General features: G+C 73.9%; 18 protein-coding genes and 1 tRNA gene. 7 read left to right on the top strand and 12 right to left on the bottom strand.

Going from position 1 to position 17,349, the window contains the following annotated elements; all coding sequences use genetic code 11:
* Window positions 1-71: 71 nt before the first annotated feature.
* A complete protein-coding gene (locus tag ACFRAV_RS16775; RefSeq protein WP_382556104.1) occupies window positions 72-2,285 on the bottom strand; it encodes a DHA2 family efflux MFS transporter permease subunit in 2,214 nt (737 codons plus the stop codon).
* A 160-nt stretch (window positions 2,286-2,445) separates the two neighbouring features.
* Here ACFRAV_RS16775 and ACFRAV_RS16770 point away from each other — a divergent pair, with 160 nt between their 5' ends.
* Window positions 2,446-3,627, top strand: coding sequence for a peptidoglycan-binding protein (locus ACFRAV_RS16770; protein ID WP_382556102.1), 1,182 nt, complete (start codon window positions 2,446-2,448; stop codon window positions 3,625-3,627).
* A gap of 348 nt (window positions 3,628-3,975) precedes the next feature.
* Here the strand turns inward: ACFRAV_RS16770 and ACFRAV_RS16765 are convergent, their stop codons facing one another.
* Window positions 3,976-4,641, bottom strand: a complete 666-nt coding sequence (locus ACFRAV_RS16765) for an HAD-IA family hydrolase (RefSeq protein ID WP_382556100.1) — start codon at window positions 4,639-4,641, stop codon at window positions 3,976-3,978.
* Window positions 4,642-4,796: 155 nt separating this feature from the next.
* Window positions 4,797-5,378, bottom strand: a complete 582-nt coding sequence (locus ACFRAV_RS16760; RefSeq protein ID WP_351115828.1) for a TMEM165/GDT1 family protein — start codon at window positions 5,376-5,378, stop codon at window positions 4,797-4,799.
* Window positions 5,379-5,774: 396 nt separating this feature from the next.
* Between ACFRAV_RS16760 and ACFRAV_RS16755 the strand changes: the two genes are divergently transcribed.
* On the top strand, window positions 5,775-6,425 hold the full coding sequence (locus ACFRAV_RS16755; RefSeq protein WP_382556098.1) for an HNH endonuclease family protein: 651 nt from the start codon (window positions 5,775-5,777) through the stop codon (window positions 6,423-6,425).
* Window positions 6,426-7,172: 747 nt separating this feature from the next.
* Window positions 7,173-7,610: a DoxX family protein gene (locus tag ACFRAV_RS16750; RefSeq protein ID WP_382556222.1), complete on the top strand. Its 438-nt coding sequence runs from the start codon at window positions 7,173-7,175 to the stop codon at window positions 7,608-7,610.
* Here ACFRAV_RS16750 and ACFRAV_RS16745 read toward each other — a convergent pair.
* Window positions 7,576-8,148, bottom strand: a complete 573-nt coding sequence (locus tag ACFRAV_RS16745; RefSeq protein WP_382556095.1) for a superoxide dismutase family protein — start codon at window positions 8,146-8,148, stop codon at window positions 7,576-7,578. The genes ACFRAV_RS16750 and ACFRAV_RS16745 overlap by 35 nt on opposite strands.
* 250 nt (window positions 8,149-8,398) lie before the next feature.
* Here ACFRAV_RS16745 and ACFRAV_RS16740 point away from each other — a divergent pair, with 250 nt between their 5' ends.
* Window positions 8,399-9,088, top strand: a complete 690-nt coding sequence (locus ACFRAV_RS16740) for a DedA family protein (RefSeq protein WP_382556094.1) — start codon at window positions 8,399-8,401, stop codon at window positions 9,086-9,088.
* Between the two features lie 90 nt (window positions 9,089-9,178).
* On the opposite strand, the gene ACFRAV_RS16735 is transcribed toward ACFRAV_RS16740, so the two are convergent.
* The 3 genes from ACFRAV_RS16735 to ACFRAV_RS16725 all read right to left on the bottom strand — a co-directional run bounded on the left by ACFRAV_RS16735 (window position 9,179) and on the right by ACFRAV_RS16725 (window position 11,237).
* Window positions 9,179-9,574 (bottom strand): hypothetical protein, encoded by a 396-nt coding sequence (locus ACFRAV_RS16735; protein ID WP_382556092.1) that lies wholly within the window; start codon window positions 9,572-9,574, stop codon window positions 9,179-9,181.
* A gap of 614 nt (window positions 9,575-10,188) precedes the next feature.
* Complete coding sequence (locus ACFRAV_RS16730) at window positions 10,189-10,422, bottom strand: DUF2277 domain-containing protein (protein WP_351115822.1); 234 nt, start codon at window positions 10,420-10,422, stop codon at window positions 10,189-10,191.
* 89 nt (window positions 10,423-10,511) lie between these two features.
* The gene (locus tag ACFRAV_RS16725; protein WP_382556090.1) at window positions 10,512-11,237 is read right to left on the bottom strand and encodes a class I SAM-dependent methyltransferase; all 726 of its coding nucleotides are present in this window, start codon (window positions 11,235-11,237) and stop codon (window positions 10,512-10,514) included.
* A gap of 147 nt (window positions 11,238-11,384) precedes the next feature.
* Here ACFRAV_RS16725 and ACFRAV_RS16720 point away from each other — a divergent pair, with 147 nt between their 5' ends.
* Complete coding sequence (locus ACFRAV_RS16720; RefSeq protein WP_351115819.1) at window positions 11,385-11,723, top strand: hypothetical protein; 339 nt, start codon at window positions 11,385-11,387, stop codon at window positions 11,721-11,723.
* 92 nt (window positions 11,724-11,815) lie between these two features.
* Here ACFRAV_RS16720 and ACFRAV_RS16715 read toward each other — a convergent pair whose 3' ends face one another.
* Complete coding sequence (locus tag ACFRAV_RS16715; protein WP_382556088.1) at window positions 11,816-12,736, bottom strand: SDR family oxidoreductase; 921 nt, start codon at window positions 12,734-12,736, stop codon at window positions 11,816-11,818.
* Between the two features lie 563 nt (window positions 12,737-13,299).
* Here ACFRAV_RS16715 and ACFRAV_RS16710 point away from each other — a divergent pair.
* The gene (locus ACFRAV_RS16710) at window positions 13,300-13,599 is read left to right on the top strand and encodes a holin (RefSeq protein ID WP_382556085.1); all 300 of its coding nucleotides are present in this window, start codon (window positions 13,300-13,302) and stop codon (window positions 13,597-13,599) included.
* Between the two features lie 26 nt (window positions 13,600-13,625).
* Here ACFRAV_RS16710 and ACFRAV_RS16705 read toward each other — a convergent pair whose 3' ends face one another.
* Together ACFRAV_RS16705 and ACFRAV_RS16700 are read right to left on the bottom strand one after the other, a co-directional pair.
* Entirely contained in the window at window positions 13,626-14,063 is a 438-nt protein-coding gene (locus tag ACFRAV_RS16705; RefSeq protein ID WP_382556082.1) for a DUF6892 domain-containing protein, read from the bottom strand.
* A gap of 461 nt (window positions 14,064-14,524) precedes the next feature.
* Window positions 14,525-14,596, bottom strand: a tRNA-Val gene (locus ACFRAV_RS16700).
* 197 nt (window positions 14,597-14,793) lie between these two features.
* On the opposite strand from ACFRAV_RS16700, the gene ACFRAV_RS16695 reads away from it, so the two are divergent.
* Window positions 14,794-16,089 carry a hypothetical protein gene (locus tag ACFRAV_RS16695; RefSeq protein ID WP_382556219.1) on the top strand — a complete coding sequence of 432 codons (1,296 nt, stop codon included), beginning with the start codon at window positions 14,794-14,796 and terminating at the stop codon, window positions 16,087-16,089.
* A gap of 94 nt (window positions 16,090-16,183) precedes the next feature.
* Here the strand turns inward: ACFRAV_RS16695 and ACFRAV_RS16690 are convergent, their stop codons facing one another.
* Both ACFRAV_RS16690 and ACFRAV_RS16685 read right to left on the bottom strand, forming a co-directional pair.
* Window positions 16,184-17,032 (bottom strand): class I SAM-dependent methyltransferase, encoded by an 849-nt coding sequence (locus ACFRAV_RS16690; RefSeq protein WP_382556079.1) that lies wholly within the window; start codon window positions 17,030-17,032, stop codon window positions 16,184-16,186.
* 33 nt (window positions 17,033-17,065) lie between these two features.
* The gene (locus ACFRAV_RS16685; RefSeq protein ID WP_382556077.1) at window positions 17,066-17,287 is read right to left on the bottom strand and encodes a zinc ribbon domain-containing protein; all 222 of its coding nucleotides are present in this window, start codon (window positions 17,285-17,287) and stop codon (window positions 17,066-17,068) included.
* Between the last annotated feature and the right edge of the window lie 62 nt (window positions 17,288-17,349).

Genomic DNA, 17,349 nt, shown 5'->3' with positions numbered 1-17,349 from the left:
TCATCGCTCAAACGGCGCTTTCGGGGCGGGGCAGGCGGAAGGACGCGCTCGCGGAGGTTCCCCGGTGTCGGTCAGGCGGCCCGCCAGTAGCGGTGCGAGGTGGAGCCGCCGGCCCTGCGCGGACGTTCGGCGTCCGATCCGGACAGCTCGCCGTTCAGTTCCTTCACCAGCTGGATGAGGTCCCTCGGCCGGTCCGGTCCCCACCAGTCGCCGAGCAGTTCGGCCATGGACTCCTCGCGCGCCCGGGACAGCCGGTCGGCCACCTCGTGCCCGGCGGGCGTCAGTTCGAGGTCGATCCCGCGCCGGACCGCGAGTCCGCGCTCCTCGACCTGTCGTCCGGCCGCCATGATGCGCTCCAGCGGCACCTTGCTGTACTCGGCCAGCACGGCGGGTTCGGTCCATCCGTGGCGCCGGGTGCGCAGCAGCAGCCAGCTCGCCGCGGGCAGCAGGTCGTAGCCGGCCCGTTCGGTGATCCCCCGGTAGACGTCGCGTCGTCCCTCACGGCTGGCGAGCACCGACAGCCCTCGCGCCGCCTCGTCGCGGGAGGAGCGGTACACGGGGTTGCTGGCCAGCGTCTCCGTGCCGTCCGGCGCCGTCACCGAGCCGCGCAGCGGGTCCTCGCGCAGCGCGAGCGCCAGCAGGAACGCCAGGGCGGCGACCGGGGCGGCGTAGAGGAAGACATCGGTGATGGCGTCGGAGTAGGCGCCCAGGACCCGGTCGCGCAGCGCGGCGGGCAGCGCCCCGATGCCGCGCGGGTCGGCCTTCAGGCCCTCCACGCTCACCCCGGGCGGCAGCGTGACGCCCCGGAAGGCGTCGACCAGTTTGTTCTCGAGGCGTCCGGCGAAGACCGTGCCGAAGACCGCCACGCCGAAGGAGGCGCCGATGGAGCGGAAGAAGGTCGCGCCCGAGGTGGCGACGCCGAGGTCCTGGTAGGAGACCGCGTTCTGCACGATGAGCACCAGCACCTGGATGACCAGGCCGAGACCGACACCGAAGACGAAGAAGTACGCGCTCATCACCCAGGTCGAGCTGTTCGCGTCCAGCAGGTGCAGCAGGACCAGGCCGAGCGCGGTGATCAGGGTGCCCGCCACCGGGAACACCTTCCAGCGCCCGGTGCGGCTGACCACCTGCCCGGAGGCGGTGGAGGCGAGCAGCAGGCCGACCACCATCGGCAGCATGTGCACGCCGGACATGGTCGGCGAGATGCCGTGCACGACCTGGAGGAAGGTCGGCAGGTAGGTCATCGCCCCGAACATCGCGAAGCCGACGATGAAGCTGATCGCGGCGGTCAGGCTGAAGGTGCGGATCGTGAAGAGCTTCAGCGGCAGCACCGGTTCCTCCGCCCGCCGCTCGACGGCCACGAAGGCGACCGCGAGCACCACGCCCAGTACCGCGAGCGAGACGATCCGCCAGGAGCCCCAGGCCCAGGTGGTGCCGCCCAGTGAGGTGACCAGCACCAGGCAGGTGGCGACCGAGGCGATCAGGAGGGTGCCCAGGTAGTCGATGCGGTGCTTCTCCCGCCGGCGCGGGAGGTGCATGACGGTGGCGATCACGGCCAGCGCGACGACGCCCAGCGGCAGGTTGACGTAGAAGACCCAGCGCCAGCTCAGGTGCTGGGTGAACAGTCCGCCGAGCAGCGGGCCGAGCACGCTGGTGGCGCCGAAGACGGCGCCGAACAACCCCTGGTACCGGCCCCGGTCACGGGGCGGCACCAGGTCGCCGACGATGGCCATGGCCAGCACCATCAGGCCGCCGCCGCCCAGTCCCTGAAGGGCCCGGAAGCCGATCAGCTGGGGCATGTTCTGCGCCATCCCGCACAGCGCGGAGCCCACCAGGAAGATCACGATCGCGGTCTCGAAGAGGCGCTTGCGCCCGTACTGGTCGCCCAGCTTGCCCCACAGCGGGGTGGCGGCGGTGGCGGCCAGCATGTAGGCGGTGACGACCCAGGACAGGTGCTCCAGGCCGCCGAGTTCGCTGACGATGGTGGGCAGCGCGGTCGAGACGATGGTCTGGTCGAGCGCGGCCAGCAGCATGCCCAGCAGCAGCGCGCCGATCGACACCATCACGTTGGGCGCCACGTGGCTGGGCTCCTCGGGCACGCCGCCGTGCGGGTGCGGATCCCCGTCGTCGGGCGGGCCGGGCCGGCCGGCTGCGGCGGGAGCGCGCCCCGGGTCCCCGGCGGCGGCCGGGGCGGCCCGCCGCTCGTCCGGCGGTCCCGCACCGGAGCGCGCGTGCCCCTCACGGGCCTGTGCGCCGTCGGTCCTCCGTTGTGCGTCGTCGGCCATGGGTCCTCCCGGGCTCTCGACCTACACATCCATCGTGGCCGGAGTGACCCGTTATGGCCTGTTGAGTCCTCCGGGACGGCCGGGAATTACGGGGCTGCGTGTTCGTGTGGTCCGAAAATCTGCATAATCACGGGAGATTTACAGGGGAGGGGACCGTCGCGTGAACGAGAACCAGGGGAACGACTGCCCCGGGTGCGGTACGCCGCGCCGGGCGGACCGGACCCCGTCCTGCGCCTGCGCGCTGCGGGCCGCCGACGCGCTGCGTGAGGCGCGCGAGCGGGAGGCCGCCGAGGCGGAGGACTTCGACCCGCTGCGGGTGAGGCCGTACGTCGGCCTGGGCGGGGCGTCCGGCGCGTCGTCGTCCGATGCGGCGCCGGGCGGGGAGCCGCGGGTGATCCAGGGGGAGATCGTCGCCGCCCGCGACTCCGAGGTGACCCTCGCGGGTCCCCTGCCGCCCGAGCAGCCGGGGCCGGGGGCCGGCCACGGCCCGCACGGGACCCACACCGCCCCGCAGGGCCCGGACGGCCACCCGCCGCACGGAGCGTTCGGCGTGGCGGCCCCCTCCGGCCCCGGGCCCGCGTACGCCGGGGCGGAGGCGCCGGAGGCCGTCGGGGCGCGGGACGCGGAGCCGGGGGCCGGGCAGGACGCCGGGGCGCGCGGCGCACACCGTCGCCGCCGGACGCCCAAGCGCCGGGTCGCCATGGTGACGGCGGGGTCGGTGGTGGGCGTGGGCGCGGTGATCGCGGGCGTCACCAGCGGGCTGTTCTCGTACCAGGTGCCGTCCCGGACGACCTCGATGCCGCAGCGCGCGAGCGTGCCGGACGTGGACCCGACCCAGGACGACGCCGATCCGGCGACCGAGGGCACACCGGCGGCCGCGACGACGCGGAGCGGCTCGCCCTCCCCGTCGCCGAGCACCTCGGCCGAGGCCTCGGCCGACCCGTCGGGTTCCGCGGACGCCTCGCGGTCCCCCGAGCCGGAACGTTCCAGCGCCTCGGCCTCCCAGCCCGCCGACGGGACGGAGAACGGCACCACGCTGGTCTCCGGCTCGCTGGGCCCCGGCGACAGCGGCCCGGAGGTGGCGGAGCTCCAGCGCCGCCTCGCGGAACTGTGGCTCTACAGCGGCCGGGCGGACGGACGCTACGACGACCAGGTGCGCAACGCGGTCAGCGCCTTCCAGTACATCAACGGCATCAAGGACGACGAGCACGGCGTCTACGGTGCGGCCACCCGGTCCGCCCTGGAGGCCATCACCGAGGGCGACGGCGAGAGCGGCGGCCGCCGTGACGGACAGCAGGACGACGACGGACAGCGCGACGGCCGCTCGTCGTGGGGCCGCTGACCCGCCGGCACCCGGCGGGATGCCGCTGACCCGTCGGCGACGGCGGCAGTGGCGCGGACGTGGATAACCGGGCCCGGCCGGCGGGCGGTGGTGGGCCGGGCCCGGTTGGTCGATCGGCAGCACCCGTCCTGGGTGCGCCCGTTCGGTGCGACGACGGCGGCACGCGGCCCGCGTCGCGGTCTTCCACGGTGCCGCGCGGCGCGTCACGTGGTCCTGCGCCACCTCACACCTTGCGCGGCGTCACGCGGTTCTCGTGCGGTCACGCGGTTTTCGTAGGTCCTGCGGTCTCCCGCGGCCGGACGTCCTTCGCCGGTTGTCCGGTCTTTCGCGGTCGGCCCGAGGGCGGCGTCAGTCCTGCTCCGCCCTGACCAGGACCGAACCGTCGGCGGCGTGGGACACCCGGATCGCCCGCAGGTCGGGCACGACCACGTCCGGCGCGTACGCGCGGGCCCGCGGACCGATGCCGACCACCCGCATCCCGGCGGCCTTGCCCGCGGCGATCCCGGCCTCGGAGTCCTCGAAGACGAGGCAGTCCTCCGGCGCGATCCCCAGCTCCGCGGCCGCCTTCAGGAAGCCCTCCGGATCCGGCTTGGAGACGGCGACGTCCTCGGCGGTGACCTTGATCTCCGGCGCCGTGAGCCCGGCCGCCGCCATGCGCGCCGTGGACAGCCCCACGTCGGCCGAGGTGACCAGGGCGTGCGGGACGTCCCGCAGCGAGGCCAGGAACTCGGAAGCGCCCGGCACGGCCACCACACCGTCGGTGTCGGCGGTCTCCTCGGCCAGCAGCCGAGTGTTGTCGGCGTAGTTCTCCGACGTCGGGCGGTCGGGGAGCATCAGCGCCATCGTGGAGTACCCCTGGCGGCCGTGCGCCACCTTCATCACGAGGTCGCCGTCCAGCCCGTGGCTCGCCGCCCAGCGGCGCCAGACGCGCTCGACCGCGGCGTCGGAGTTGACGAGGGTCCCGTCCATGTCGAGCAGCAGGGCGCGTACGGACAGTTCTACGGCGGCACCCATGCGGCACGGCTCCAGACACGAGGGAGAAAAACCAAGGTGGCCCCGCCCGCCGGTCAGGGGGTGACGAGCGGGAACCACTTTGTTCCTCAACGATACAAAACCGTGGCGCTCCACGCCAGCCGGGGGTCCACGATGTGGACACGCCAACCCTCGGCTCAGCCGGTCACGGCCTCCCACAGGCTCCACAGACCCAGGCCCAGCATGACCACGGCTGCGATCTTGGTGATCAGCTCCAGCGGAACCTTCTTCATCAGCGCCTTGCCGCCGAGGATGCCGATCGCGGCCACCGACCACAGCGCCAGCACGGCACCAAGGCCCACCGACAGCGGGTCGTCGTACCGGGCCGCCATGTTGGCCGTCATGATCTGCGTGAGGTCGCCGAACTCGGCGACCAGGATGAGCATGAAGCCGGCCCCGGAGACCTTCCAGAAGGACTGGTTCTCCGGCTTACGGACCTCCTCCTCGTCCTCGCCCTTCTTGAACAGCAGCACCGCCGCGCCGCCGAGGAAGAGCACACCGGTGATCGCGTGCACGATCTGCTGCGGCAGCAGCGTCAGCACACTGCCCGCCGCCACGGCGAGCACCACGTGGACCAGGAAGGCCGCCGCGACGCCGGCGAAGACGTAGGAGGCGCGGTAACGCGTCCCGAGCACCAGACCGGCCAGAGCGGTCTTGTCGGGGAGTTCCGCGAGAAAGACGACGCCGAAGACGAGCGCCGTCACACCAATGCTGATCACAGTTCCTCAATCGGTCGGGCCACCCCGCCGAGAGCTTGCGCGATCGCGAACACCTCGGCACGGCAGCACACACGGATGCACACGGGTATGCACTGCTTGCCGAAGGTCTCGCCGGCCGTTCCGGTTCTCACCGGTCCACGGCCTCCGGGCGCCGGCTCAGCGAGCTGAGCAGTATGTCGACGGTCCCGGCGTAGGGCTACTCCCCTTCCGCTGCGCCCATCGTACGTGAACGTGCGGTGTGAACATCCGGGCGAACCCGCCGGAACCGCCTCCGGCCTCTTGTCGTGGCATGTACGCGTCGCTAACTTCTCACCGGCTGCTCATCCGCCGGCAATGTCACGCGAAGAGCATGCCGTCCGTCCGCGTTTCGCATCCCCACCACTCGAGGGACTTCGCATGCCCAAGTTCTACGCGCGTCACGGCCGCCGGTTCGGCATAGTCACGGCGCTGGCCGGGCTTCTCGCCTCGCTGGGCCTCTTCACCGCCCCGAGCGCCTCCGCCGCCCTCCCCACGCCCGTCAGCGCCGCCACCGCCCGCAGCTACCTCGCCGCCCTCCCGGTCCAGACCGAGGTCCGCACCGGCTACAGCCGCGACCTCTTCCCGCACTGGATCACCATCAGCGGCGCCTGCAACACCCGCGAGACCGTCCTCAAGCGCGACGGTTCGGGCGTCGTCACCGACTCGGCCTGCGCCGCCACCAGCGGCAGCTGGTACTCGCCCTACGACGGCGCCACCTGGAGCCTCGCCTCCGACGTGGACATCGACCACATGGTGCCGCTGGCCGAGGCCTGGGACTCCGGCGCCCGCAACTGGACCACCGCGCAGCGCCAGGCGTTCGCCAACGACCTCACCCGCCCGCAGCTGATCGCCGTCACCGACAACGTGAACCAGGCGAAGGGCGACCAGGACCCCGCCACCTGGATGCCGTCCCGCACCGCGTACCGCTGCACCTACGTGCGCGCCTGGGTGCAGGTGAAGTACTACTACGACCTCTCGGTGGACTCCGCCGAGAAGAGCGCGCTCACCAGCTACCTGGCGAGCTGCTGACCCACCACCCGGCCGACGCCGTCGAGCGTCGACCACCGGCCTTCAGGCACCGCGACCGGCCTGCGGGCACCGCGACCGGCCTGCGGCCACCGGCCCTCCGGGTGCCGAACCGGCTCGGCGCGTCCCTCCCTCCTGGCGGTTGACGCGCCGGGCCGTCTCCCGCCCGGCCCCGGCGCCCGGGTCGCGGTTCCGCCTTCACTCTCCCCGGTGACCTGGCGGGCCACGGCCGGGGCGCGGCTCCTCGGTCCGATCACACTGACGTCGATCGGCCCACTCCGAGGAGCCCCCATGCCCCAGCCCCCGCACGACGCGGACTCCGCGTCGATCCCGGCACCGGCCACCACGTCCGGTTCCGTCACCGATGCCCCGCCCTCCCGGGCGGCCACCGTTCCCCCGCCGTGCACCCGGACCCCCGGTGAGCCGGCGACGACCACCGCACCCGCGCCCCCGGCTCCGGTTGCGGCAGCGCCTGAACCGGAAGCCCCGGCCGCCGCCGGGGTGACGCCCGGGGCGACCTGTGCCGCCGAGCCCGGGTCCGACTCCGCGCCCGGGTCCGGGCCTGGATCGGGATCCGGGTCGGCAGGCGCCGCCCAGCCTCCCGGGTCTGGCCCCGAGGCATCTCTCGCCGCAGGTCCCGCCACCGACCCCGCGATCGTCGCCGCCGTGCCTGCCGCGCCCGCCGCGTCCACCGCGTCCACCGCGTCCACCGCGTCCACCGGCGGCACGTTCGCCTCGCTCGCTCTCGTGGTGGACCAAGGGACCGCTGCCGCCCGCCGCCACGTGCTCGCCCTCTTCCGCGTCGTGACCGGTCTTCTCTTCGCCTGCCACGGGGCCGCGTCCCTGTTCGGCGTCCTCGGCGGAGCCCATGGCACCGGAGGTACCGTCCCGGCCGGCGCCTGGCCGGGGTGGTACGCCGCCGTCATCCAGCTCGTCGGCGGCAGCCTCGTCCTGCTCGGGCTCGGCACCCGTACCGCCGCCCTGATCTGCTCCGGCTCGATGGCCTACGCGTACTTCGGCGTCCACCAGGCCCGCGGGCTGTGGCCCCTGGAGAACGGGGGTGAACCGGCCGCCCTCTTCTGCTGGTCGTTCCTCCTTCTGGTCGTGTCCGGCCCGGGCGCCCTGTCGCTGGGCGCCCTGACCGGCCGTCGGTTCAGCGCGCGGTCGTCCAGCCGAACGGCACCGTGAAACAACCCACCCTGGCTCCTGAGGAACCCGGCTTGTCGTGGATCACCACGGAGGACGCCCCGCCCTTGCGGAAGCCCCAGTCGTGGTGGGCCGTCGCCTTGCCGGAGCCCTTGCCGTCCGCCGTGAAGTCCAGCCAGACCTCGTTGCGGGGGTTCACCGCGGACGGGTCGGTGGACGGCCGGTGCTGGTAGTGCCCGCCCGCCGCGGCCGGGTCGGCGGCACACGGCTTGGTGTGCACGTGGACCCCGTAGGTGTGACCGGCCTTCAGCCCCTTGGCCCGCAGGGTCACCGTGGTCGCCCCGTCGACCGCCGTCCGCTGGCCGACCTCCACCCAGGAGCCGACCGGCACCAGCTTCTTGTCGTAGGTGAACGCCGTCGTCGCCTTCTTCTTCCCGGCGAACACGCCGTCGGTCGTCATGGTGTAGCCCGGCCGAACGCTCTTCCCGTGCTGCCCGCCGTCGTCGGCGACGGCCACCCCGCCTGCTCCCAGCACGGCCGCCGCCGCGACCCCCGCGCACACTCCGACCCAAGCCGCCATCTCTGCCGCTCCTCGCTGTCGTCACTGCTCACCGTCGGTCTGCACCTCCGTTGATACGTGAGGCGGCCGGGCCGCGCTCGTCGGGCACCGGCACAAGGAGGAACGTGATCTTGCGGGCATACGTGCCCCTCATGCACGCCAATCACCTGATCGGCGTAGTCTTTGCCAGTTGTCCGCCATCGGCCGCCCTTGCCGCCCCCTGCGACGCCGCGGCCCGGCACCAGCCGGGAGAGAGGTCCGGGAGGAAGCCGTGTGGGAGAGTGCCGGAACGCTGGCCACCAGTCCGTGGATCTACGGGCTGATCGCGGCCTCCATCCTGCTCGACGTCTTTCTGCCGGTTCTGCCCAGCGGCATCCTGGTCGCCGCCGCGGCCACCGCCGCCGCTGCCGAGACCGGCGCGGCCGCGGTGGGCGCCGACGGGGTGGACGGAGCCGCCGCGGCCACCGCCCTTCCCGATCTCCTGGTCCTGGTCGTGTGCGCGGCGACCGCCTCGGTCCTCGGCGATCTGGCCGCGTTCCGGGTAGGCCTGCGCGGCGGGCGGCGGCTGGACCAGGTGATGGCCCGTTCACGCCGGCTGCGCACCGCGCAGGCCCGCCTGGGCGCCGCCCTGGCGCGCGGCGGCGGCGCGCTCGTCCTGGTGGCCCGCTTCGCCCCCGCGGGCCGTTCGGTGGTCAGTCTCGGCGCGGGCGTGGCGCAGCGACGGGTGGGCGAGTTCCTGCCCTGGTCGGTGCTGGCCGGGATCAGCTGGGCGGGCTACAGCGTGGCCCTCGGTTACTTCGGCGGCGAATGGCTGGGCGCGGGCTGGCTGACCACGGCGGTGTCGGTGCTCGCCCTGTTCCTGGCCGGGTCGGCCGCCGCGCTCCTGCTGCGCCGTCCGGGGCCCGAGGCGGGCGGCGCGGCCCCCGCCGGCCCCACCTGGGGACGCCCGCACGGCACGTGAGGGCGCGGCTCCTCCCTCCCGCCCCCTGCCGGACACGACTCCGCCCCTGCCGGCTGAGTCGGCAGGGGCGGAGGTCAGGTGCGGTCGGGGTCAGCGGCGACCGTGGTGGCGGCCGTGGTCACGGTCGCGGTCGTAGCGGTCGCGGTCGTAGCGGTCGCGGTCGTAGCGGTCGCGGTCGTAACGGTCACGGTCGCGGTCGTAGCGGTGGTCACGGCCGTGGTGCCGGTGGTCGCGGCAACGCTCGCCACGCCAGTGGTGACGGCCGTGGTCGCGGTGGTTGTGACAACGGCGGTCGCGGCAACGGTCTCCACGCCAGTGGTTGTGACCGTTGTGCCGGTGGCAGTGCCGGTCCGCGCTGACGCTCTGCGTGGCCGAGGCGGTGGCCGCGGCCGAGGTCGCCGGCGCGGCCGACGCGGTGCCCGCGCCCAGACCCGCGACGAGCGCCAGGGCGGCGACTGTGGTAGCGGCGAATTGGCGGATGCGCATGATCCCCTCCATGGACGGCGTGACGCGGCGCACCCCAAGCGGTTGCCCGGAAGGTACGTTTCCGCGTCCCGATGGACTTGCACCTCCGTTGTACGCACCGCATTGGCCCGGTTGCTGCATTATGCGAGGTCTGTCCCCCGTTCGGCCCAGCGCACGGAGTCCGCCCACAGCGCGCAGACGTACGGCGGACCCGACGGGCCACGAACCCCCTGCGGGCGCCTGCCTCAACGGGGCCGGCGGGCATGGCGAACCGCCGGGACCGGCGGACGGCCTCGCCCCGGGCCGGGCCCGCGCCGATGGATCAGCCACCACCCGGGCCGGGCCCGCGCGGGGCGACCGACCGCGCCCTGGCCAGGCCCTTCGGACGACCACCCTCGCCCCGGCCCCGCCCGCGGAACGACCGATCTCACCCGCGACCAAGCTCGCGGAACGACCCACCTCGCCCAGCCTCCAGGCCGGCCGACGACAGGCCCGGCGGACCACAGACCTGGCGGACGACGCGCCTGGCCTGGGCGGCATTGCCCGGCCCGGGCGGCACCCCCGCCCCGGCGACACGCCCAGCCCGGGGTACCCCCACAGCCGCCGGCCCCGGCGGCCAAGGGGCGGGAGCTCGCCTACGCGGTCGGGGCCGGAGCCTTGCTCCCTCTCACCTCCAGGTGGGCGAGCAACTCGGCCGTGGCCTCGGCGACGGCGTCCACCGCCGCGTCGAACACCTCACGGTTGTGGGCGGCGGGCGCCCGGAACCCCGAGACCTTCCGCACGTACTGCAGCGCGGCGGCCCTGATCTCTTCCTCCGTGGCCTCGCCCGGCAACACGGGCGGACGGAGCGTCTTGATGCTGCGACACATACGTCAAGTGTCGCGCGGACCGCCCACCACGGAAGCGTTTCCGCGCAGACGGGGAGGCTCGGACACGGACCCCCGGCCGCCGTCCGCCGTCAGGGCCGTCGCGCCACGAACACCAGCTCCCGCCCCGGCCGGTCGGGCGCGTCCCGCACGTCCTCCAGCACGAAACCGTGGTCGGCGAGGTCCCGCTCCACCTCGTCGCGCTCCCGGAAACGGAGCGTCGACTCCGAGGTCAGCACCGCCCCGTCGGCGCCGAAGACGTAGGTCCCGCGGAAGGTGACCAGCGGTGGGCTCACCTCGATCAGGTCGAACCAGGTCTCGACCGCGCCCACCCCCTCGACCTCCGTCACGCCCCACGACGCCTCCCGGGTCCACCCCTCCCAGGCGCGCCGCGCCGGGTCACGGGTCTCGAAGACGAGCCGCCCACCCGGCCGGAGAGCGGCGTGGGCTCCTCGCAGCGTCCCGGCCCACACCTCGGGGTCGACGATCGCCTGGGCCACGTTCGCCGTCATCGTCGCGAGGTCCACCCGCATCGGCGGCAGATCCGTCGCGTCGCCGTGGATCCACCGGACCCGCCCGGCCGCCGGCTTGGCCCGGGCGACGTCGAGGGACGCACCGGCGGGATCGACGCCGGCCACCTCGATCCCCCGGTCGGCCAGCAGGAGCGCGAAGACACCCGTTCCGCAGCCGATGTCCAGGACCTGGCGGGCCCCGAACTCCTCCGCCATGCACAGGTATGCGTCGAGATCACCGCGGTCGGGGTCGAGCGGATCGTAGAGTGCGGCGAGCCGTGGATGCCTGAATCCTTCGTCCGTCATGCCGCGCACCATAGGCCCGGCCGTCGTGGGCCACCAGGGACTTTTCGCCGACGCCCGATCAAACGTCGACAACGAGGGACACCCGTTCGAGGGAAACCGACGGGTCGAACTCGCTTCAAGAAATCGAACAGGCGTAGCATTGTCGACGTGGCCAAGACCTACGACTTCCCGAGCGACCTGCTCGACGGACAGGCGGAGTTGCATCAGGTCAGGGCCGAGCTCTCGGCCCTCCTGAAGCGTCTCCCCTGGTCCGTCGCGCCCCACGACGGTTTCAGCGACGACAACGGCTGGCGCAAGGTCGAGCGCCCCGCCTCCCCCGGGTGGTCGCCGGACGAACAGGCCTACGTCGAGAAGCTGCGCCGCCGCGAGCACGAGCTGGCGGTGTTCGTGACCACCCACCCTTTCTGGCAGGACGTCCAGGGCGCCGACGCCGTCGAGGCGCGCTCGGGCGTGAAGCACGCCACGGCCCGGCCCGACGACGCCTGACACCACCACCACCGCCGGCACCGGCACCGGCACCGGCACAACCGTCAGCACCACCGCCTTCGCCGCCTGCGCCGCTCAGGTGACCGTCGCCGTCACCGGTAGCCCGTGACGTCCGCCTCCCGCCCGGCGTCCTGGACCTCGACGATGTACCGCCAGGCGTCGGGGCGACTGCCGTCGCGGTCGGTGAAGCCGTACTCCTTGGCGAGGCCGCCGCTGGAGAGGGACTGCCCGTTCCAGCGGCTCACCTCGGGGTCGGCGGCCAGCGCGGCGACGGCCCGTCCCACGAAGAAGGGAGTCTCGGAGATCGCGAAGTGCGGTTCACGCTCCACCGCGTCCCGCCAGTTCTCCTCAGCGACCCCGAAGTGGTCGAGCATGATCTCCGACCGCATCCAGCCCGGGGTGAGCGCCACCGCCGTCGCGCCGCGCGGGCCGACTTCGTGGGCGAGGGAGAACGCCATCCGCAGCACGGACGCCTTGGCAAGGTCGTAGAAGAAGGAGTTCCGGTAGCGCTCCGCGTTGTACTCGGCGGTCCCGTCCGTCATCTCCACCACCAGCCCGCCGGGCCGGCGCAGCAGCAGCGGCAGGGCGAAGTGGCTGGTCACGGCATGCGTCTCCACGGCCAGACGCAGGAGCCGCAGCCCTTTGTCGAGGTCGTGCTCCCAGACGGGGCTCTCCCACTCGAAGAGGTTCTCCCCGCCCCAGATGTCGTTGACGAGCAGGTCCAGCCCGCCCTGCTCGGCGTCGATCCGCTCGACGAGGCCGCGGACCTGGTCCGGGACCAGGTGGTCGGTGGGGACGGCGATCCCCCGCCCGCCGGCCGCGGTCACCAGCTTCGCCGTCTCCTCGATGGTCTCCGGCCGCCCGTACTCCGACCGCGTCTGCCGCGTGGTCCGCCCGGTGACGTACACGGTCGCCCCGGCCGCCCCGAGCTCCACCGCGATCCCCCGGCCCGCCCCGCGTGTCGCCCCCGCGACCAGCGCGACCTTGCCCTCCAGCACTGGCACCGCCGCCATGCCGACTCCCTTCCGCCCATGCTCGCCATGGGTCACCCCCATAGCTATCAACCACCACCGACACCGCCCCGCCCTTTTCGCACAACGGCCGTCCGTGGCGATCTCGCGAAGCGGCCTTGGCCGGGACTCCGGGCCGCCGGCCGCCGTTCGTCCTCCGGTACCGGCTCGCGGTGCACGCGATGTCGGCGAGGCGCCTGGAAGCGCCGTACGACCTGTGGTCGGCGGAGGCCGACGACCCCGGACCGGAACTCGCGGGCCGCCTCGGCGCCCACACCGACTGGCGCCACCCTTCGGACCCGCTCCCGCCCAGGCCCCGCGGCCCCGCGCCCACCGCTCGGCGGCCCGGCACCGGGAGCGACGGTTCGGAAGGGAGGCGTACGAACGCGAGAAGGCCCGCGGACGGGAGGCTGCGGGCGAGGCGGCGGCGGACGGCCGCCGGTGACCGTCGTCGGCCACCGGTCGCCGGACAAGACACTTCATGCGACGGCCAGTTGGGGATATCTCCGCGCGGAGGAGGAAGAGGGTGGCTACGTCCACCCACCCGCAAGAGGGGACCTCCGCAGATGAGCAGTCTCACCACCAAGGCGTTCTGGAAGGCCACCGCCGAGCGCGCGATCCGCACCTTCGCCCAGGGCACCCTCGGCGCGATCAGCGCCGACGGCATCGGCATCCTGGACGTCGACTGGGGCGAGGCCTTCGGCATCGGCGGGCTCGCCGCCGTCCTGGCGGTCCTCACCGCGATAGCGGCCAGTGGCAGCGGGACCGAGGGTCCCGGCATCACCGAGACGGTCGTCACCGCGGCCTCGACCGCCGCTCGTGCCGACCGCGCGGCCGCCCCGCCCACCGGCCCGACGACGCGGTGACCGCCCGGCCGGGACGACCGGCGTGACTAGGAGCGGCCGGTGATTCCCCGCGCGGCGAGGACGTCCTTCGCGCCCGGGATCATGTGCTCCAGGGCGCGCAGACCGGTGAACACCTTGAGGTTCGGCAGCAGATCCAAGTCTTCCAGCGACCGCACGTCGAACAGGTCGTCCTCGCCGTCCCACACCGGGGCACACTCCATGTAGACCCGATGCCCGCCGTCGAAGGTCAACTCATCCACCGTGGCCAGCAGTTCCGCCGGTATCTCCAGGGCCTCGAAGTAGGCCCTGGCCTCGTCGAAGACCTGGTACTCCAGGTCGTGCTCCTCGGCGTAGTCGTGCAGGTCCTCCACGCCTCGCTCCGCCATGAGCCGGCGCAGGCTGAACGCTGGGACGAGGGTCTCGTCCCAGTACATGAGCTTCTCGACGACGAGGAGCTTGAAGTTGAAGTCGCGGAAGGCGGTCATGCCCTAGATATAACAGCGCGGTACGACAGCGCGGGCGAGCCGTCCGTGCCGGCAGGTCACACAAGACCCCTGGCCACCGCCCGGATGCCGAGCGGCTGGGAGGACGGCGGCCGCCGCGTGTCCGGTCAGCCGGTGGGTCCTCGCCCAGTTCCCGCGTGACACCCCAGTGGCCGCGATGGCGCAGGGTGACGCGCCCCTTGGACCGGGTTCGTCGCCCCCGGTGCGAACCGCGTCACGGCGTGCCCCCGGCACCGTCACGGGCCCCGCGCCCTGGAAGCCGACCACGGTGAACCCGGCGAGCAGCAGGGCCAGGCCGGTCTGCGCGACGGAGAGGGCGAGCATCGTCGACCGGGTCCCGGTCTCGCCGTCCGCGCCGCGAGGGTCCGCCAGGCCCCTCCCCTGCCGTCGGCCACTGCCGTCGAAGGCCCCCGCGACCATGATCGCGGGGGCCTTTTCGCCGGTGCGCGCGGACGGTTTCGAACCGCCGACATCCGCCTTGTAAGGGCGGCGCTCTACCGCTGAGCTACGCGCGCTGGACAATACGAGCCGACAGCCTACCTTGCCGCGCCCGGCGCCCCGCAAACCGTCCGCCCGGGGAGCGAACTGCCGGGGCCGTGTGGCGCGTCGACACAGGTGGGACAATGGCGGGGTCGGCCCGGCGGTGTGACGGGGAGTGGATGTGTCGGACAAGTCGTGGGCGCCGGGGCCGGTCAAGGACGTGCTGGCCCTGATGGCGCTGCCGTTGCTGCTGGCGCCGGTGCTGGCGGGGGCGTTCGCGGGCGGGGGGACGCGGCGCTGGTTCGGGGGGCGGACGGACGACCGGCGGGCCCAGGCGCAGGAGGCCAAGGACGCGGCGGCGCAGGCGTTCTACGAGCTGGACACGGCGCAGCGGGAGATGCGGCTGTCGATCGAGACGATCAGGGCGGTGGACGACTCCCCCGAGGCCCGGCGGGCGCTGGCCTCGTTCGAGGACTTCGGGCGGCGGGTCGACGAGGTCAGCCACCGGTACATCCAGGCGATCGACGCGCACGATCTGGACCGCGACGACCTGGACGCGGCCACGGCCGGCCGGGCGCGGGAGCAGCTGAGCCGGGCGCGGGACGAGCTGGACCAGGTGCGGCGTGAGCTGGAGCGGTTCGCCGAGGGGCTCGGGCCGCTGCTGGGGAAGGCGGAGACGCAGCTGGCCCGGCTGGCGCCGGCGGTGGAGCGGGCCCGGCAGGCGTTGCGGAACGCGGCCGAGCAGCTGGACGCCACGCGGGGCGCGGGGCTGCGGGCGGACGACCTGGCGGCGCGGCTGGCGGCGCTGGGGCCGGAGCTGACGTTGCTCAACGAGGGCGCCGGGCGGCACGGTGTGGCCGCCACGCTGCAGCGGGCCGACCGGGTCACGCGGGAGGCGGAGGCGGTGCGCGCCGAGGCGGCGCGGCTGCCGGAGCGGGCCGTGGAGATCGACCGGCGGCTGGTGTCGCTGCGGACCCGGGCCGAGGCGCTGGAGACGAGGACGGCCCAGGTCGGGCCCATTCTGAGCGAGCTGCGGCGGGGCTTCGCGCTGGCCTGCTGGCAGGACCTGCAGTCGGTGCCGGAGCAGGCGGCGCGGAGTGTCGCGCAGGCCGGGGAGCGGCTGGCGGAGGCGCGGGCGGCGCGGCAGGAGCAGCGGTGGGCCGACGCGACGGCGCTGCTGGCGACGGTGCGGGCGCTGCTCAACTCGGCGGACGAGGCGGTGTCGGCCGCCGGGGACCGGCTGCGGCGGCTGGAGGCGGTGCGCAAGGATCCGCAGGCGGAGGTGGAACGCGCCCGGTTCGCGGTGCGGGACGCGCAGCGGCTGGCGATGGCGGGCCGGCACCGGCCCGATCCCCGGCACGCGGCTCCGCTGGACGCTGCGGCGGCGCGGCTGGAGCGGGCCGCGGCGGCGGTCGAGGAGGCGGGGCGGCACCCGGACTGGTGGCACTTCCTGGAGGAGACGCGGGCGGTCCGGGAGGACGTGGCCCGGGTGGTCGCCGCGATACGGGAGGAGCGGGCGGGAGGCTGAGGCCGAGGAGGGCCGGGCCGGTCGGCGTCCCGGGGCGGTGCTTGCCGGGTCCGTGCTTGCCCGGTCGGTGCTTGCCCGGTCCGTGCTTGCCGGGTCAGCGCTTGCCCGGTGGGCGCTTGCCCGGTGGGTGCGCGTGGGAGACCGCGAGTTCGAGCAGGTAGCGCTTGGTCACCCGGCCGCCGTACGTGCCGTCGATCAGGGCCGCGACGCAGTTCAGCAGGCCGTCCCTGGAGCGTTGCGGCAGAGCCCGGTGGTTCGAGTAGCTCCGGAGCAGGTCCAGGTAGTCCGCGGTGCTGTAGGTGAGGTCCCGCAGGTGGCGGCGGAAGACGGTGGGACCGAACCGGCCGCTGCGGGCGACCTCCTCGGCGTGGTCCGAACTGTCCACGGCCTCGGGCGCGGGAGGTCGCAGGCCGGGTGGGGTGTCCGGGTCGAAGCGCTCGTAGCAGCGCTGGACGTCGACGAAGAACTGCTCGGTGCCGCCCTGCACGTGCTGCGTGCGGATGACGGCGAGGGCTCCGCCCGGGCTTAGCGCGTCGGCGGCCTTGACGGTGCGGACGGCCGGGTCGATCCAGTGGAAGGCGGTCGCCGAGAGGACGACGTCGTACGGCTCCTCGGGGAGGGGCCAGGTCTCGAAGTCCGTGGTCAGGACCTGCGCCGCCGGAGCGTGGGCGAGGTTGCGGCGGGCCACCGCGGCCATGCGGGGGCCGGCGTCGAGGGCCGTGACGCGGTAGCCGCGGGCGGCCAGGGGCACGGTCGCCTGGCCGGTTCCGCAGCCGAGTTCGAGGACGCGGGCGCCGGGGTGGGCGCCGGTGAGGTCCGCGAGGTCGTCGTACAGCTCGGGCGGGTAGCCGGGGCGGACGCGGTCGTAGAGCTCCGCGTCCTCGTCGAAGGTGCGGCTCAGCTGGAGCCGCCGGGTCTCCTGGGGGCTGTCGTCGCGTCGCATCGTCCCGTCCGGGTGGCCTGTGTCGGCGCGCTGTCAGCCGCAGCAGCCTCCGCCGCAGCAGCCGCCTCCGCCGGAGGCCGCGGGGGCGGGCGCCGCGGAGCCGGCGGTGCGGCCGCCGACGGCGACGGTGGAGAGCAGTTTCACGGTGTCCTCGTGACCCTCGGGGCAGGTCGCGGGGGCGGAGGACTCCGCCATGGGGCGGCTGAGTTCGAACGTGTCGCCGCAGCTGCGGCAGCGGTACTCGTAGCGAGGCATGGAGTCATTATGCGGGGCGGCGGCCCCGGGGACGGCTGCGCGGCCCGAGAGGTGCACCGGGC

Origin of the sequence: Streptomyces sp. NPDC056600, assembly GCF_042792855.1 — a bacterium.
Lineage (GTDB): Bacteria > Actinomycetota > Actinomycetes > Streptomycetales > Streptomycetaceae > Streptomyces.
This window is presented reverse-complemented; position numbering and strand designations above follow the sequence as displayed.

Bases quoted from the DNA above. Each gene is read 5' to 3' on its own strand.
- ACFRAV_RS16705 (WP_382556082.1), bottom strand. From the start codon at position 14,063: ATGACCGCCTTCCGCGACTTCAACTTCAAGCTCCTCGTCGTCGAGAAG.
- ACFRAV_RS16765 (WP_382556100.1), bottom strand. From the start codon at position 4,641: ATGGGTGCCGCCGTAGAACTGTCCGTACGCGCCCTGCTGCTCGACATG.
- ACFRAV_RS16730 (WP_351115822.1), bottom strand. From the start codon at position 10,422: ATGTGTCGCAGCATCAAGACGCTCCGTCCGCCCGTGTTGCCGGGCGAG.
- ACFRAV_RS16685 (WP_382556077.1), bottom strand. From the start codon at position 17,287: ATGCCTCGCTACGAGTACCGCTGCCGCAGCTGCGGCGACACGTTCGAA.
- ACFRAV_RS16755 (WP_382556098.1), top strand. From the start codon at position 5,775: ATGCCCAAGTTCTACGCGCGTCACGGCCGCCGGTTCGGCATAGTCACG.
- ACFRAV_RS16775 (WP_382556104.1), bottom strand. From the start codon at position 2,285: ATGGCCGACGACGCACAACGGAGGACCGACGGCGCACAGGCCCGTGAG.
- ACFRAV_RS16745 (WP_382556095.1), bottom strand. From the start codon at position 8,148: ATGGCGGCTTGGGTCGGAGTGTGCGCGGGGGTCGCGGCGGCGGCCGTG.
- ACFRAV_RS16735 (WP_382556092.1), bottom strand. From the start codon at position 9,574: ATGCGCATCCGCCAATTCGCCGCTACCACAGTCGCCGCCCTGGCGCTC.
- ACFRAV_RS16690 (WP_382556079.1), bottom strand. From the start codon at position 17,032: ATGCGACGCGACGACAGCCCCCAGGAGACCCGGCGGCTCCAGCTGAGC.
- ACFRAV_RS16695 (WP_382556219.1), top strand. From the start codon at position 14,794: ATGGCGCTGCCGTTGCTGCTGGCGCCGGTGCTGGCGGGGGCGTTCGCG.
- ACFRAV_RS16715 (WP_382556088.1), bottom strand. From the start codon at position 12,736: ATGGCGGCGGTGCCAGTGCTGGAGGGCAAGGTCGCGCTGGTCGCGGGG.
- ACFRAV_RS16725 (WP_382556090.1), bottom strand. From the start codon at position 11,237: ATGACGGACGAAGGATTCAGGCATCCACGGCTCGCCGCACTCTACGAT.
- ACFRAV_RS16710 (WP_382556085.1), top strand. From the start codon at position 13,300: ATGAGCAGTCTCACCACCAAGGCGTTCTGGAAGGCCACCGCCGAGCGC.